A 15,405-nucleotide genomic window follows, 5' to 3' on the forward strand; every position below is an offset into this window, starting at 1 on the left:
GCGCTGGCGGGCCGCAGCATATCACCAGTAATAAAGGAGACGAAGATGGCTAATCCCCGTGCGGAACGGGTGGCGAAACGCATCCAGCAGATCGTGGCGCAAACCATTAACACCCGTATGAAAGACCCACGCCTGAATATGGTGACCATTACCGATACCCGGGTGACCGGTGATCTCCAGCATGCCACCGTATTCTTCACCGCGATCGGGCACGAGCACCAGGTGAAAGATGCCGCCCGCGGACTGGAAGCGGCCAAGGGCGCGTTGCGCTCGGAAGTGGGGCGCCAGCTCGGCTTGCGGCTCACCCCTACCCTGGAATTCGTGGCCGACGAACTACCCGAAGGTGCCCGCACTTTTGAGGATGTGTTGGCCGCGGCCCTGCACCGTGATGCCGAACTGGCGCGCAACGCGGAGGGAAAGGAATACGCGGGGGAAGCCGATCCCTACCGTAAGCCCCGTGAGGTAACGGAGGACGGTGGTGCCACCCCGTCAGGCTCCGAGGCACCGTCGCTCCCGCATGCTCCGTCTGCCCCGGAGGCACCGCATGAAACCGATGCGCCAGAATCCTTGGCCTGATCTACCCCGCGCGCAGTATCCGGCGCCGAGCGGCGTTCTGATTATTGATAAACCCGCCGGAGTGACCTCCCACGATGTCGTTGCCGCGCTGCGTCGTTTATGCGCCACCCGCAAAGTGGGGCATGCCGGCACTCTCGACCCGATGGCCACCGGGGTGCTTGTGGTGGGCATCGGCGCAGGTACCCGGCTCCTCACCTACCTGAGCGGAGCCGATAAAGACTACCGGGCCACGTTTACACTCGGCATCGGCTCCGATACCGAGGACTGCACCGGTACCGTCACGTCCGCTCCAGGTTTTTCTGGAACGACGGCGCAGCTTGACGCTGCCCTCTCCTCCCTACAAGGTGACATCTCCCAGGTGCCCTCGGCGTATTCGGCCAAGAAGATCGCCGGCAAGCGGGCCTATGACCTGGCTCGAGCTGGCCAGGAGGTGGTGCTCGATGCGGTGCCGGTTCATATCGCGCGGCTGGAGCGTAGCGGGGAGCTCCGTTGGCGCCACGTGGAGACCGATAACGTGGTGGTACCGGATGGCGCGGCTCTGGGGGATGGTGCGCATCAGGTCGAAGCCGAAGAAGCACCGCTATCGGTTGCGGATGTTGATGTGGAAGTGAGCTGCTCCTCGGGTACGTACGTCCGCGCCCTAGCCCGCGATACCGGGATAGCGCTGGGATGCGCGGCCCTTATGAGCTCGTTGCGACGCACCCGCGTAGGTGGCTTCAGCCAAGACGAAGCGGTGAGCATAGCGGAATTGGCGCAACTGGTGGAGAACGGGGCACAGCTCCCGGTCATCCCGCTGGCACAGGTGGCCGCTCGTGCGCTGCCAACAGCACAGATTGACCCATCTGAAGCCGAATCTGTGCGTCACGGCCAGTTCCTCAAAGTGCGGGGGAGAGAAGTGACTTCTGCCGGAGTAATGGCACCGGAGGACGGGCTCGCTCGAGGAATGGCGCAGGCAGATACCCCCGGTGTGGGAAGTGAAGCTGGCACCGTTGCCCTGCTGCGCGATGATGACCTTGTTGCGGTTGTGCACCGGCACGGGGATACTTTCCGGCCGGCCACAGTATTCCCTCTCGGCGTGTAGACGCATAAAAATTCCCGCGCCGGCACCGTGAAGGTGACCGGCGCGGGGTGATGCATGCGCTAGCGGTAATGTGCGGCTAGTTCGCTACCGCGGCACGGTGAATATGCTCAAGCATGGCCACGCGCTCGGGCAAGGAAGCATTGGCCGGCACGCAGATCTTAGCACCTAGGTACTGCGCCCCGCCCTCACGAGCGGCGGTGGCACAGCGGGTGATTTCTCCCGCCGTCATAATCGATGTTGGTTCATCGGTCTGCGAGGGGAGATGCCCATCAATCCAGGAGTAGCCGTACTGGGTTTCTGCCGGGCCCGCCCCGGAGAACATGAGACCTGCAAGTACCCCCGCCTGTCCGCACGCCTCGATATGGGCGAAAGCAGTATCCGCGCTACGTTCCTCGAGTGCGGAGCGGCCCCAGTTAATGTGGATACCCAGGCCCAGCTCTTGGCAGATGGCGATTTCTTCCTCGAGAGCAAGGAAGCCCTTTTCCGGAGCTTGACCTTCAATATAGCGGTCACAATGCTCAATCACCGGAACTGCCCCGGACCAATCCCACTCCGATAGCTCGGCAAGGGAGGCGCGGAAAGCTGCGCCGTCGGCCTGCTTTGTGGGGGCTGAATGGAGCTGCACCTTCGTGATGACGGGGCGGCCGCTGAGCTGAGAGAGGGAGGCAACGGCGTCGCGAATCTCGCGGGTGAAAGCGAGAGCGGCCGCGCGGCCCTCCTCGTCGGGGGAGGCCAGTCCGAAAGCCGGGTTTTTGCCGACGTTCTGCATGGTGCCGGGAATCGCGGTAATTGTGTTAAGTGTCCAGTGCGGGGCGATCACATCCGCAATAGTCTTGGCATCGCTGGCCAGGACTCCGGGGAAAGGAATCTCGATTCCGGAGATCCATTCCTGCTCCGCCAGCAGATGATAGTAGTCGGGCTGCGAGGCAGGTTCGGGGAGCGAAGCATACGCCCCAACAACGAAGGGGAGTGTCATTTATTTTCCTTCCAAAATAATACTTAACGTAGCGCCGGATCGCCGGTGCGGACGGTGTCCACCTCCGCGGGAGTGGGGGAGTACGCACCGTCGTGGCTGACGGTCAGCCCCGCCGTAATAACCGCCTGGTGCAGGGCGGGGCGTACGTCAGAGAAATGGGCTGCGCGCAGGCGCTGCTTGGCTTCCACCGAGCCGAGGAGCCCGGCCTCCAAGAGCCCGGCCAGCATCCCGGCCATGAAGGAATCACCGGCACCTACCGTGTCTCCCAGCTCCACATTAAGCGGATCGACGACGAGCATATCGCGTTCCCCGGCTAGCTTGACATAAGCACCCCACGGCCCGCGGGTGACCACCACCATGCCAGGCCCGGAGGTAACCCACCGGCGCATAATCCGCTCCACCGGCTCACCGGGGTAGAGCCATTCGAGGTCCTCATCAGAGGCCTTGACCACATCGCACAGTGCCACCAGTTCCTCAATGCTCTCCCGCACCTTTTCGGGAGAACCCATCAGATCCGGGCGGGCATTCGGATCATAAGAAACTGTGCCGGTGAGGGCCTGGCGCTTGACGGCGCGCAAAATCTTCTTGCTCGAGGTGCCCACCACCGCAGAGTACGAACCACAGTGCAGGTGCCCCACCGTATCCGGGTCCGGAATCTCGGGGAGGTCCGATTCGACGTCGAACTCATAACGCGCCCGGCCCTCCGCGTCGAGGAAAGCGCTCGCGGTGGTGGTGCGACTGGCGCCGTCGGACCCGGGGACAATCTCCACACCCATGGCGGCTGCCTGCGCAGCGATTCGTTCCCCGCGCTCATCACGTCCGAACCAGGTAGCGAGCTCCACGTGCTGGCCGAGTCGGGAGACACCGGATGCCACATTGAGAAGTGAACCGCCCACGACCTCAGTGCCCGGTCCGGTCTCTCCCTCACGGATAATAATGTCCACAAGCGCTTCACCGGCGCTCACAAATCGTGCCATTGGTGCCTCCCATCGCCACAGCTGTTCTGCGCGCAGGCCCGGGGCACCGTAACCTGGCTGCCCGACGCTGCGCACGCTTTCTTCGCGTACCAGTTTATCTGGAAAATCACCGGGATTTTGGGGTATACGGGGCACGAACGGCCCTGCGCCATGACGGAAAAATGTCAAGCCCGCGCGCGCAAAAAATTTTGGTTTTTGCGCACGTGGGATAACGGTGGGGATAAGCTACCCTGGAGAACGTGCAGATTTGGACATCTCCCTTAGATATTTCGCCGGATTTTGACCGGAGCGTGGTGACCTTCGGGGTATACGACGGCGTCCACCGTGGGCACCGCGCCGTTCTCACCCGCGCGGTTGATATTGGCCGGGAACTCGGTTGGCCCGTTATTGTTCTCACGTTTGATCCCCATCCGGCCACCGTCCACCGCCCCGAGGCGCATATTCGCCTCGTTATGAGCCTGCAAGATCGTATTAACCGCATTGAAACGCTGGGAGTGGATGCGCTCTATCTCCAGCATTACGACGCGGCCTACGCCCGCGCCACCGCCGCGGAATTTGTGCGGGATCAGCTTGTGGGCCAACTCCGGGCCGGTTTCGTGGTGGTTGGGCACGATGCCCGCTTCGGGGCGGGGAATACCGGGGATGAGGCGGTGCTGCGCCGCTTCGGTACCGAGCTGGGTTTCGGTGTGGAAATCGTAGGAGACCGCTGTGACGCCGAGGGGGAACGGTGGTCCTCTACTCGGGTGCGCGCCGCGCTTGCTACCGGTGATGTCGCTAGCGCCGCGCAGATCCTGGGGCGCCCGCACCGTATTCACGGCACCGTGGTACACGGGGCACGGCGCGGGCGCGAATTGGGGTTCCCCACCGCCAATCTCAGCGGGGATGATTTGGGCGAAGTTCCCGCGGATGGCGTGTACGCCGGGTGGCTGGTGCGCCATATTCCAGGTGGTACCGCCGAAGAATATCTCCCGGCGGCCATCTCGGTGGGCACCAATCCTCAATTCGAGGGCCAGGAACGCACCGTGGAAGCCCACGTACTCGGGCGTAGCGATCTCAACCTCTACGGAGAACCCATCAGTATCGATTTCGTTTCCCGTATCCGCCCCATGCTCACATTCGGTTCGGTTGATGAATTGTTGACTCGGATCGACATGGACGTTTTGGAAACCGCAGACCGACTGGGTGTTCCGCCCGCCGGACGTGTCCCACCCGGGTCAGTGCAGGCCTCATGACCGGCCGCATCATCAGCACGGTCGGGAAACGGCGTGCAGCATTCGCTAGGGTAGGTGCATGAGTACATTCGCTCTTCGCGTCGCCATTAATGCTCTTGCGCTGTGGGTGGCCACGCTCTTGATCCCCGGTCTGGCAATGGTGGGGGAGGCCCCCGATACCCTCCGTCTCATTGGATGGTTCGTGGTGGCCGGCCTCATTCTTGCCATCCTTAACGCGGTTATCCGCCCGATCCTGAAATTCCTTTCCTTCCCGCTCTATATCCTCACCCTCGGGCTCTTCTCCCTCGTGGTCAACGCGGCGATGATCTCGCTCACCGCCTGGGCCTCCCAGAGCTTGGCGGTGCACCTGGTTGTGGGCAGCTTCTGGGCGGCCCTCTTCGGTGGGATTGTGGTCTCCCTCGTCAATATGGCGCTCAGCGGTTTCGTCGATCGCTCCTAGCTACCTGCCATCGACCGGCCAAGAGAAAGCGGGGAAGGCCACACCCGCACTGGCGGATACGCCAGTGCGGGGCGTCGTCGCCGTGTGCTAGAATTTTCAGGCCGTTTACATCGGCCACGGTAGCGTCATGCCTGGGAGAACATGCCCCGGAGCTCCGTGCAACGGAAACTAAGGAGAATCGCATGGCCCTCAAGCCTGAAGAAAAGCAGAAGATCATTGCCGAATACGCCACGCATGAGGGCGATACCGGTTCCCCCGAAGTGCAGGTGGCCCTGCTCTCGGCTCGTATTTCACAGCTGACGGAGCACTTCCGCTCGCACATCCACGACCACCATTCGCGTCGTGGTCTTATGCTTCTTATCGGCCAGCGCCGCCGCCTTCTCAGCTACCTCGCTGAGGAAGATATCGAGCGGTACCGGTCGCTGATCGCACGTCTCGGCTTGCGTCGATAAGTACTTAAAGCGGCTCGGGTTTCATCCCGGGCCGCTTTCCGTATGCCCGCAGGCGTGAGAAGCTGCTCAGCATCGCCGCAAGTGAACCGCGCGCGGCGCTCAGCTGCTTGCTCGGGCACTACGATAGACAGGGTGTGGCGCGCCTGCGCACCCCAATATGTGGAGTACCGCGAACGTGGTCTTCGGTGATGGTTGACGAAGGCGGGAACGCAAGGCCCGTTTTCGTGAATTACCACTGATGGCCGCCTCGCGGCCGAAATAAAAGGAGGTCCCGTGGAGGGTCCCAATATTCATAGTGTGGAAGCCGTTGTTGATAACGGTTCCTTTGGAACACGTACCATTCGTTTTGAAACCGGGCTGCTTGCCCAACAGGCTAACGGCGCTGCCCTGGCCTACCTGGACGGGGAAACCACCGTTTTCTCCGCAACCACCGCCTCGAAAAGCCCGAAGGAACATTTTGATTTCTTCCCGCTGACGGTGGACGTAGAAGAGCGATCCTACGCGGCCGGTAAAATTCCCGGCTCCTTCTTCCGTCGCGAAGGTCGGCCCGGTACGGACGCCATTCTGGCTGCCCGCCTTATCGACCGCCCCCTGCGCCCGCTCTTCACCAAGGGCATGCGTAACGAAGTGCAGATCGTGGAAACAGTCCTCTCAATCCATCCGGATGATGCTTACGACGTCCTCGCGATTAACGCCGCTTCCCTGTCCACCTCGCTGACGGATCTGCCCTTCGCCGGGCCGGTCGGCGGCACTCGCGTGTCCCTCGTGGACGGGCAGTGGATCGCCTTCCCGCGCTGGTCGGAAATGGCGCGCGCCACCTTCTCCATGGATATTGCCGGGCGCATTGTTGGGGATGACGTCGCCATCACCATGGTGGAGGCCCAAGCTCCCGAACAAACGGAAGCTAATGTGGCCGCCGGTGGCATCGCCCCCACCGAAGAGGTTATTACCCAGGGTCTGGAAGCCGCCAAGGGTGTTATCCGCACCCTCTGCGAAGCGCAGCGCACCCTCATCGAAGAATGCGGGAAGCCCACCGCGGACTACCCCTTCTTCCCGAATTACACCGATGCCCAATTTGAGGCCGTCGGGAATGCACTCGGGGATCGTTTCAACACCATCCTCGGAATTGTGGACAAGGTGGAGCGCGATACCGCTCTCAACGACCTCACCGATCAGATCGTTTCCGAACTGACGGTGCCCGCCGATGCCCAGTTCGACCTGGAAGAAGACGGTCCGTGCCTCGCTGCTGCGGTCAATGACCACTTCAAGGAAGTTATGCGCCGCCACGTCCTCACCGAAAACGTGCGTATGGACGGGCGCCGCCCCACCGATATTCGCTCGATTTCCGCGCAGGCCGGCGTGCTGCCGCGCGTGCACGGCTCGGCGATCTTCCAGCGTGGCGAAACGCAGATCCTCGGGGTGACCACTCTCAATATGCTCAAGATGGAGCAGCCGCTGGATAATCTTTCCCCGATTACCCACAAGCGCTACATCCACCACTACAACTTCCCGCCTTACTGCACCGGGGAAACCGGGCGTGTGGGCAGCCCCAAGCGCCGCGAAATCGGGCACGGGCACCTGGCCGAAATGGCCCTGGAATCCCAGCTGCCCAGCCGGGAAGAATTCCCCTACGCCATCCGCCAGGTCTCTGAGACGATGGGCTCGAACGGCTCCTCGTCCATGGGTTCCGTATGCGCCTCGACCATGTCCTTGCTCAATGCCGGGGTGCCGCTCAAGGCCCCGGTTGCCGGCATCGCCATGGGCCTTATCTCCGCCCAGATCGACGGGGAAACCAAGTACGTGACCCTCACCGATATCCTCGGTGCGGAAGACGCCCTGGGCGATATGGACTTCAAGGTGGCCGGTACCCGCGAGTATGTGACCGCGCTCCAGCTGGACACCAAACTGGACGGCATCCCCGCGGAAGTTCTTTCCGCGGCGCTTTCCCAGGCCCGTGATGCCCGCCTGGCCATTCTCGATCTCATGAACCAGGCCATTGACGGTCCCGATGAGATGGCGCCCACCGCCCCTCGCATCCTCACGGTGAAGATTCCGGTGGACAAGATCGGTGAGGTCATCGGCCCCAAGGGCAAGATGATCAACCAGATCCAGGAAGACACCGGCGCGGAAATCACTATCGAAGATGACGGCACCGTCTTCATCGGCGCCTCCGACGGCGTCTCCGCGGAAGCCGCTCGTGACACCGTCAATTCCATCGCCAACCCGCAGCTTCCCGAAGTGGGTGAACGCTACGTGGGTACCGTGGTCAAGACCACCACCTTCGGTGCGTTTATCTCCCTTACCCCGGGCCGTGATGGCCTCCTCCACATTTCCCAGATTCGCCGCCTCGTGGGCGGCAAGCGCGTGGAGAACGTGGAAGATGTCCTCAACGTGGGCGATAAGGTCGAGGTTGAAATCGGTGAAATCGATGATCGCGGCAAGATCTCCCTGGAAGCGGTCGTTCCGGAAGGCGAAGCAAACGCCGAAACCGAAACTACCGAGCAGGGCGAACACGATGACGCGGAGGAGAGCGCCCCGCGGCAGAACCGGGCACGTTCCCGTTCGCGCCGGCGCAGCGAGTCCTCGGCGCCCAGCGCACCTTCGGCCGACGATTCCGATGCTGATTCCAGCTCGAGTCGCGGTTCGCGTGGAAGTCGCGGTTCGCGGCGGCGTCGTCGCACCGTTCACACGGACGAAGACTAAAACCCGCGCCTACGGGCGCTAAGGTACAGTGAGCTCCCCGAATGTTTCCGGACGTTCGGGGAGTTTGCGTAACTATCCAGGAAAGTATTCCCATGTTGTATAGCGAACTGCCCCTTCCGCTTGATACGGGCGCAAGTCTCAGTATTGACGACGACGGCGCACTTCTGCGCCGCACCGTCCTCCCCGGCGGGCTCCGTGTCCTCAGCTACCGCCTGCCCCATATTCACTCCACCTACGTCAGCATGTGGGTGGGCGCCGGGTCTCGCGACGAAGTGGCGGCGACCCAAGGATCCACCCATTTCCTCGAGCATCTGCTGTTCAAAGGCACGAAGCGGCGCAGCTCCCTCGATATTTCGCGAGAAACGGACTACCTGGGCGGGGGATTCAACGCGGCTACCTCGAAGCAATACACCCACTATCACGGTCATATTTTTGACGAGGACCTGCCCCAGGCTATTGATATCCTCGCCGATATGCTCACCAGCGCGACCCTCAGTGCCGAAGACTTTGCGGTGGAACGCGGCGTTATCCTCGAAGAGCTCGCCATGTACACTGACGACGCCACCGATACCGCCATGGAAAAAATCCCGCAGCTTGTCTTTGGGGATCACCCGCTGGCGCGCCCCGTCGGGGGAACGGCGCAGACGGTGCGGGCATTGCAACACGAGGCGCTTCTCGAGCACTACCACGGGGTCTACCATCCTGATGAAGTGGTGGTGGTTGCCGCGGGCGCCGTCGACCATGACAAACTATGCGAGCTGGCGGTGCGCGCGCTGAGTGACGGGGGCTGGGATTTGAGCACGGAGCGCGATGCGCACCCGCGCCGTATCGCCCCGCCTATCGTCTACCAGGAAGCGCGCGAGCTGCACGTTCCGAAGGAAGTGGAGCAGGCGGCGGTTATCGTGGGGATGCCGGGGGTGAGCTTGACCAGTGAGGACCTGCCCACTTTGCTCGCCCTCAATGCGATTCTGGGCGGGGGAACTTCCTCGCGGCTTTTCCAGGAAATTCGCGAGCGGCGCGCCCTGGCCTACTCGACTTATTCCTTCCCGGTCAGCTATCGCGAAGGTGGGATGTTCTGCCTAGCGGCAGGCTGCGCCCCGCATAATGTGGGCACCGTACGCGAGCTCATGATGACCGAATTGGATCGCCTCGCCCGCGACGGCGTAAGCGAAGAAGAAACGGAATCCGCCTTCCGGCGCCTGCGTGCCGATATTGTATTCGACGCCGAACGAGTGGGCACCGCCATGACCCGGCTCGGCACCTCCGAGCTGGTGCGCGGCAGCCTCATTTCGCATGAGGAACACCTGCGCCGGGCCCGCGCCGTGCGCGCCGCCGATATAAACGAGCTGGCCCGCCGTATTGCGGCAGGCCAGCGTTCGTGTGTAACGGTCGGACCGGAGAACTAGCGGGCGCTTTCGGCCGACGGTGCGGACGGTGCGCTTTCGGCCGACGGCGCGACCTCCGTGGCGACGGTATCTTGAGCGTTTTCTGCATCCTCCGCCCCGTCCGAGGTCGGATCGTCCACCGGTGCGTGCACCACCTTGAGGGTGCGGTAACGGTTAAGCGCCGCGGCGATATCCACCGCGCGCGGCCGTACCAGGAAAGCTGGTTTCTCACCGGCACCCAGGGCATCCAGACCGTGCGTAGCGATCGCTTCTTCGAGGCGCTCTATACCCTCCGGGACGCTGTATTTGCCCCGCAGGCATAGAGCGCGGGTGGGGTCGGTCAGGGAGCGAATCGCCCAGGCAATCGCGGCGGTCTGACCCGGATCCACAATCTGGGGCACATCACTGACATCAATATCCGCGCGGTCCAGAGAAATAAGATCCACCCCGCGCGATTTCGTTTTCGCCTTCACCCCGTGGGCTTTGAGCGGGAGCGGATAGCGCGGTGCCGGGTGTGTAAACTCAGCAATATCATTGCGTTCCCGCGGGTGTGCTGCCGCTACCTTACGGGCCTGTTCCGTAACATCGTGGCACACATAGTGGTCCATGAGAAGCACCCGATCCGCGGCATCTAAATAATCGCCCGAGCCACCCATGACCATAATGGTGGAAATACCGGCGCGCGCCATACCGGCCACCCGATCCACAAAAGGTGTAATAGGTTCCTGAGTGGCAGGAACCAGCTCGCGCATCCGCTCATCACGAATCATGAGATTAGTAGCCGACGTGTCCTCATCAATAAGCAAGACCCGCGAACCTGCTTCGATGGACTCGGAAATAGCGGCGGCCTGCGACGTGGAACCCGACGCGTTTTCGGTAGAAAAATCGGTGGTGTCCGTGCCATCGGGCAGGGAATTAATGAAAGCCGAGACATCCACGCCAGTCACCCAGCGCCCATCGGCAGCACGCACTTTCATCGCGCTGGGATCCAGGGCCACCAGTTCGCGGCCGTCCCCGGGGATATGCGGATAGACGCTGCGCTCGAGAGCGGAGAGCAGCGTGGATTTACCGTGGTAGCCCCCGCCGACGATCACCGTGATACCCGGGATAATCGGCATACCGGTCACCTCACCGGCATGGGGGAGATGCACACTTTCACGCAAGTTCTCGGGGCTGGAGAAGGCGATGGCGTCTGTCAAAGGAAGATCGGAAATTCCTGAGCGGCGCACCAGCACCGCGCCGTCGTTAATAAAACCAATCCAACCGCGCTCCCGAACCACTGCCTGGAGAGCGAGATAATCCTCATAGGCTTCCACGTGCCTGCGTAATGCGGCCCGGTGAGCAGCGAATTCTTCCCCTTCGGAGGAGAAATTGAGCGTGGCTTCGATAATCTCGGGAAGGTACTCATCTGCGGTTTGCGCCATGGCGTGCCCGAGGATGGTGCGCCCCTGAGCCGGGAAATGACATTGGAAACGTAGTTCCACGTGATTGGCGAAAACAGTCGCGCTCGAACGCTCCAAAATCTCTTGCCCCACTTTCGCGATGGAAATATCGCGAGAATGGCGGGCGCGCTCCGCAAAAGTACGGGCCAGGAAATCAGCAACAGCCAGGCGCTGTTCCGGGGTGGTGAGAAGGTCAGCGGGAATCCCCACCTTCGCCGGATCGGCGGTCACCCGCAACGAGGAGGGCGGGGCGTAGGGATCGGATTGCACCCGATCAATATGGACCGTGTACATGCCGTAGTCATAATCACCGATAACGGACTTGTAGGCCGGGTAGTTACGTCCGTCCAGTTCGTGGAGACGGTCGATAAGATCGACGTCGTCTCCCTCGACCCGCACAAATTCACGCCGTTCCCGCGGCCCCCCGCCTCGCCTATTCCGGCGGTCAAATTGGCGATCTCGGCCTTCGCGCGGGCCCCGGGTGCCCCGGTAGTCGCGCCCACCGTGGGCATCGTAACGTTCCGAGCTGTGCTCATATCCAAAACTCATAGCACCTAGTCTATCCAGGCCACGTAGCATGGACGGTATGACTATCAACGTAGCTGTAATCGGCGCGGCGGGACGGATGGGTAGCACCGTGTGCACCGCCGTTACCGATGCTCCCGATATGAACCTGACCGCCCGGATCACCAAGGACGATCCCATCAACGCCCGGACCCTGGCGGGTGCCACCGTGGGAGTTGATTTCACCGTTCCCGATGCCACGGAAGATACCGTGCGGGCTTTGCTGACCAATGGCTGTCACGCCGTCGTCGGGGCCACGGGATGGACCCCGGAAAAGATTGCGCGCATCGAGACGGTGGCCAAGGAGACGGGGCGCCATGTGCTTATTGCCCCGAATTTTGGTTTGAGTGCCGTGCTCACCATGATGTTCGCGGAAATGGCCGCCCCGTATTTCGAATCCGTCGAAGTGGTGGAAATGCACCATCCCGATAAAGTTGATGCTCCCTCGGGAACGGCGCGCGCCACCGCGGAGAAAATCGCGGCGGCCCGGGCTGCAGCCGGATGCGCCCCGGCTCCCGATGCCACCGTCGGGCCTGCACCCGCTCGCGGGGAGAAAATTGCCGGCATCCCGGTGCACGCGGTCCGCCTCCGGGGCCTGAATGCCCACGAAACTGTGCTGCTGGGAAATCCGGGGGAACAGCTCACTTTGCGCCAAGACTCGTTCACCCGTGAGTCTTTTATGCCCGGGGTGCTTCTGGCCATCCGCGGCATTGACCAGCATCCGGGCGTGCAGGTGGGATTAGAGCGGTACATGAGCTGGGAACGATAGGCTGAGCCCATGGACGAGCACACTTTGCCTTCACGTAGTTTCGGATCCGTTAGCGTCGCTATGGTGACACCTTTCCACGCCGACGGGTCCTTGGATGTTGATGCCGCGGTGGCGCTGGCCACCACCCTCGTGGATCAGGGCTGTGATTCCCTGCTCCTATCTGGCACCACCGGAGAATCTCCCACCACGCACCAGCCGGAAAAAGATGTCCTGGTGCGGGAAGTGTGCGCGGCGGTGGGTAACCGCGCCATGGTGATCGCCGGTGCCGGTTCCAATGACACCGCTCACGCGGTGCGCATTGCCCGCGGCGCCGAGAAGAGTGGGGCGCAGGGGCTGCTCGTCGTCGCCCCGTATTACAACCGGCCCTCCCAAGAAGGCGTCTACCAACATATTGTGAACGTGACAGAAGCCACGGATCTGCCCGTGATGGTTTACGATATCCCGGGGCGTACCGGGGTACGGCTCGAACTGGATACGCTGTTGCGCCTGGCTGAGCACCCTCGCATCCGCGCCGTGAAAGATGCCACCGGGGACGTGGCGGCAGGTTTCGTCAAAATGGCACGTACCGGCTTGGAATATTACTCGGGCGACGATGCCCTCAATTTCGCCTGGCTCGCGCACGGGGCCTCCGGGGTGATTTCGGTGGCCGGGCATGTTATTGCGGCGCGCTTGCGGGCCCTGGTAGAACAAGTTGATGCCGGAGATCTGCCGGCTGCTCGCCGGGAAGCCGCCGCGCAACGCCAAATTATTTCCGCGATTATGGGAAGCGGGCAGGGGGCCGTTATGGCGAAAGAAGCACTCAAACTTCTCGGGATTATCCCCTCGGCTACTCTGCGTCTGCCCTTGGTAGGGGCATCTACGGCGCAAATCGCCGAATTGGCGGAAGCGCTGCGCGCCGAGGGGCTTCTCCCAGCTAGCTAACCCTGCTGGTGCGGGCACGGTGTGCCCCGGTGATGCACGCGGTGCTCATTGGTGACGCACGCGGTGCCCGCGACTTCACGGGTACCTAGCCGCCAGTTTTAAGCCCGGGCACGAAGCACCTATGGAAGCGCCCCGCTTCGTGAGAGAATACAGGGGTGAGTGATGAAGTGAAGAAATCTGTACCACCGCTGCGGAATGCCGTTCGTATTGTTCCCCTAGGTGGGCTTGGTGAAGTTGGCCGCAATTGCAACGTTCTTGAATACCAGGGAAAACTGGTGGTTGCCGATTGTGGCGTGCTGTTCCCCGAAGAAGCCCAACCCGGTGTTGATCTTATTCTCCCGAATCTTGACTATCTGGAAGATCGCCTCGAGGATATTGCCGCCATCGTGCTCACTCACGGGCATGAGGACCATATCGGGGCGGTGCCGTATCTGCTGAAAATGCGCCCGGATATCCCGGTAATCGGCTCCCAATTGACCATTGCTTTTGTGGAGGCGAAACTCCAGGAGCACCACATCTCCCCGAATGTTACCGTGGTGGCCGAAGGGGATTCTATGAGCATCGCGGGCATGGAATTTGAGTTCATCGCCGTCAACCATTCCATTCCGGATGCACTGGCCCTCTTCATCCGCACCCCGGAGGGCAATATTCTCATCACCGGTGATTTCAAGATGGATCAGCTTCCGCTGGACGGGCGCCTCACCGACCTGCGTGCTTTCGCGGCGGCCGGGGATGAAGGCGTAGACCTCTTCATGTGCGATTCCACCAATGCCGAAATTCCCGGTTTTGTGCATTCCGAATCGGAAATTCAGCCGGTGATTGATTCGGTGATCGGCGGGGCTACCGGGCAGATCGTCGTTGCCTCTTTTGCCTCGCACGTGCACCGGGTCCAGCAGGTCCTCAACGCCGCGGCTCAGAACGGTCGTAAGGTCGCCTTCGTGGGCCGCTCCATGGTGCGCAATATGAAGATCGCGGAGGAACTGGGGTATTTGGACGTGCCAGAAGGCACCGTCGTCGATCTCAAGAACATGAAGGATCTGCCCGAAAACCGCCGCATCTACATGTCGACCGGCTCGCAGGGTGAACCCATGGCGGTGCTTTCCCGCATCGCGAATCGTTCCCATCCCAAGGTGGCGATTAATCCCGGGGATACGGTGCTGCTGGCCTCCTCACTCATTCCCGGAAACGAAAATTCGGTGTTCCGGGTGATCAACGGGCTCATCAAGCTCGGCGCGAATGTGATCCACCAGGGCAATGCGCGGGTGCACGTATCCGGGCACGCTGCCCAGGGCGAATTGCTCTACTGCTACAACATATTGCAACCGGCCTACGCCATGCCCATTCACGGGGAGGTGCGCCACCAGGTCGCGAACGCTGGCGTCGCGGTGAAAACCGGGGTTCCTGCCGATAATGTGATCCTGGCGGAAAACGGTTCGGTTATCGATATGATCGACGGCGAAGTTCGCCTCGTCGGCTCGGTGCCTTTCCAGAATATTTACGTAGACGGCTCCTCGGTCGGGGATATTACCGAATCTGAACTCAAGGACCGTCAGATCCTCTCCAACGAAGGCTTTATTGCTATTTTCGCGGTGGTGGATACCAATGCGCGGCGTATCGTTACCGGCCCGCACCTCCAGGCGCGCGCTATGGCTGAAGATGAAACTGTCTTTGACAGCATCACTCCGGAAGTCACGCGGGCCCTGGAAGAAGCCGTGGCGAAGGGTTCGGATAGCTACGGGATGCAGCAGGCCATGCGGCGTGTGGTGGGACGCTGGGTTTCCCGTAAACTGCGCCGTTCGCCCATGATTATTCCGACCGTCGTAGAGGTGTAGTCCCCCTCGCACGCGGCGCGCCGGGAGGGGCAACTTTTTGCACAAAGGCTAGGCTT

At 61.8% G+C, this 15,405-nt stretch carries 13 protein-coding genes; 10 read left to right on the top strand and 3 right to left on the bottom strand.

The features are described from left to right. Window positions 1-45 precede the first annotated feature (45 nt). On the top strand, window positions 46-576 hold the full coding sequence (rbfA, locus tag ACRQEG_RS01475) for a 30S ribosome-binding factor RbfA (protein ID WP_320758177.1): 531 nt from the start codon (window positions 46-48) through the stop codon (window positions 574-576). Then, window positions 545-1,657 (top strand): tRNA pseudouridine(55) synthase TruB, encoded by a 1,113-nt coding sequence (gene truB / locus ACRQEG_RS01480; protein WP_320758178.1) that lies wholly within the window; start codon window positions 545-547, stop codon window positions 1,655-1,657. Before rbfA ends, truB begins: the two co-directional genes overlap by 32 nt. A gap of 76 nt (window positions 1,658-1,733) precedes the next feature. Here truB and ACRQEG_RS01485 read toward each other — a convergent pair whose 3' ends face one another. Continuing rightward, entirely contained in the window at window positions 1,734-2,633 is a 900-nt protein-coding gene (locus tag ACRQEG_RS01485; protein ID WP_320758179.1) for a DUF4862 family protein, read from the bottom strand. Between the two features lie 23 nt (window positions 2,634-2,656). After that, window positions 2,657-3,610 carry a PfkB family carbohydrate kinase gene (locus tag ACRQEG_RS01490; RefSeq protein ID WP_320758180.1) on the bottom strand — a complete coding sequence of 318 codons (954 nt, stop codon included), beginning with the start codon at window positions 3,608-3,610 and terminating at the stop codon, window positions 2,657-2,659. Between the two features lie 239 nt (window positions 3,611-3,849). Between ACRQEG_RS01490 and ACRQEG_RS01495 the strand changes: the two genes are divergently transcribed. The 5 genes from ACRQEG_RS01495 (at window position 3,850) to ACRQEG_RS01515 (ending at window position 9,842) form a co-directional block, all read left to right on the top strand. Then, a complete protein-coding gene (locus ACRQEG_RS01495; protein ID WP_320758181.1) occupies window positions 3,850-4,842 on the top strand; it encodes a bifunctional riboflavin kinase/FAD synthetase in 993 nt (330 codons plus the stop codon). A gap of 58 nt (window positions 4,843-4,900) precedes the next feature. Next, window positions 4,901-5,281 carry a phage holin family protein gene (locus ACRQEG_RS01500; protein WP_320758182.1) on the top strand — a complete coding sequence of 127 codons (381 nt, stop codon included), beginning with the start codon at window positions 4,901-4,903 and terminating at the stop codon, window positions 5,279-5,281. 182 nt (window positions 5,282-5,463) lie between these two features. Next, entirely contained in the window at window positions 5,464-5,733 is a 270-nt protein-coding gene (gene rpsO / locus ACRQEG_RS01505) for a 30S ribosomal protein S15 (RefSeq protein ID WP_016442511.1), read from the top strand. Window positions 5,734-6,006: 273 nt separating this feature from the next. After that, window positions 6,007-8,436 (top strand): polyribonucleotide nucleotidyltransferase, encoded by a 2,430-nt coding sequence (locus ACRQEG_RS01510; protein WP_320758183.1) that lies wholly within the window; start codon window positions 6,007-6,009, stop codon window positions 8,434-8,436. Between the two features lie 92 nt (window positions 8,437-8,528). Beyond that, window positions 8,529-9,842, top strand: a complete 1,314-nt coding sequence (locus ACRQEG_RS01515; RefSeq protein ID WP_320758184.1) for a M16 family metallopeptidase — start codon at window positions 8,529-8,531, stop codon at window positions 9,840-9,842. On the opposite strand, the gene ACRQEG_RS01520 is transcribed toward ACRQEG_RS01515, so the two are convergent. Then, window positions 9,839-11,812 carry an ABC-ATPase domain-containing protein gene (locus ACRQEG_RS01520; protein ID WP_435730742.1) on the bottom strand — a complete coding sequence of 658 codons (1,974 nt, stop codon included), beginning with the start codon at window positions 11,810-11,812 and terminating at the stop codon, window positions 9,839-9,841. The genes ACRQEG_RS01515 and ACRQEG_RS01520 overlap by 4 nt on opposite strands. A gap of 37 nt (window positions 11,813-11,849) precedes the next feature. Between ACRQEG_RS01520 and dapB the strand changes: the two genes are divergently transcribed. The 3 genes from dapB (at window position 11,850) to ACRQEG_RS01535 (ending at window position 15,349) form a co-directional block, all read left to right on the top strand. After that, window positions 11,850-12,596 (top strand): 4-hydroxy-tetrahydrodipicolinate reductase, encoded by a 747-nt coding sequence (gene dapB, locus ACRQEG_RS01525; protein ID WP_320758186.1) that lies wholly within the window; start codon window positions 11,850-11,852, stop codon window positions 12,594-12,596. Window positions 12,597-12,605: 9 nt separating this feature from the next. After that, window positions 12,606-13,517: a 4-hydroxy-tetrahydrodipicolinate synthase gene (gene dapA / locus ACRQEG_RS01530; protein WP_320758187.1), complete on the top strand. Its 912-nt coding sequence runs from the start codon at window positions 12,606-12,608 to the stop codon at window positions 13,515-13,517. A 155-nt stretch (window positions 13,518-13,672) separates the two neighbouring features. Then, entirely contained in the window at window positions 13,673-15,349 is a 1,677-nt protein-coding gene (locus tag ACRQEG_RS01535; RefSeq protein ID WP_320758188.1) for a ribonuclease J, read from the top strand. Window positions 15,350-15,405 lie beyond the last annotated feature (56 nt).

This window comes from Actinotignum stranguriae (genome assembly GCF_051265215.1).
In the GTDB taxonomy this organism is placed as follows: domain Bacteria; phylum Actinomycetota; class Actinomycetes; order Actinomycetales; family Actinomycetaceae; genus Actinotignum; species Actinotignum schaalii_C.

What these genes read in the sequence shown, in the direction of transcription:
- ACRQEG_RS01520 (WP_435730742.1), bottom strand. Translation starts at nt 11,812, where the DNA reads ATGAGTTTTGGATATGAGCACAGCTCGGAACGTTACGATGCCCACGGT.
- ACRQEG_RS01515 (WP_320758184.1), top strand. Translation starts at nt 8,529, where the DNA reads ATGTTGTATAGCGAACTGCCCCTTCCGCTTGATACGGGCGCAAGTCTC.
- truB (WP_320758178.1), top strand. Translation starts at nt 545, where the DNA reads ATGAAACCGATGCGCCAGAATCCTTGGCCTGATCTACCCCGCGCGCAG.
- ACRQEG_RS01490 (WP_320758180.1), bottom strand. Translation starts at nt 3,610, where the DNA reads ATGGCACGATTTGTGAGCGCCGGTGAAGCGCTTGTGGACATTATTATC.
- ACRQEG_RS01500 (WP_320758182.1), top strand. Translation starts at nt 4,901, where the DNA reads ATGAGTACATTCGCTCTTCGCGTCGCCATTAATGCTCTTGCGCTGTGG.
- dapB (WP_320758186.1), top strand. Translation starts at nt 11,850, where the DNA reads ATGACTATCAACGTAGCTGTAATCGGCGCGGCGGGACGGATGGGTAGC.
- ACRQEG_RS01485 (WP_320758179.1), bottom strand. Translation starts at nt 2,633, where the DNA reads ATGACACTCCCCTTCGTTGTTGGGGCGTATGCTTCGCTCCCCGAACCT.
- rbfA (WP_320758177.1), top strand. Translation starts at nt 46, where the DNA reads ATGGCTAATCCCCGTGCGGAACGGGTGGCGAAACGCATCCAGCAGATC.
- dapA (WP_320758187.1), top strand. Translation starts at nt 12,606, where the DNA reads ATGGACGAGCACACTTTGCCTTCACGTAGTTTCGGATCCGTTAGCGTC.
- rpsO (WP_016442511.1), top strand. Translation starts at nt 5,464, where the DNA reads ATGGCCCTCAAGCCTGAAGAAAAGCAGAAGATCATTGCCGAATACGCC.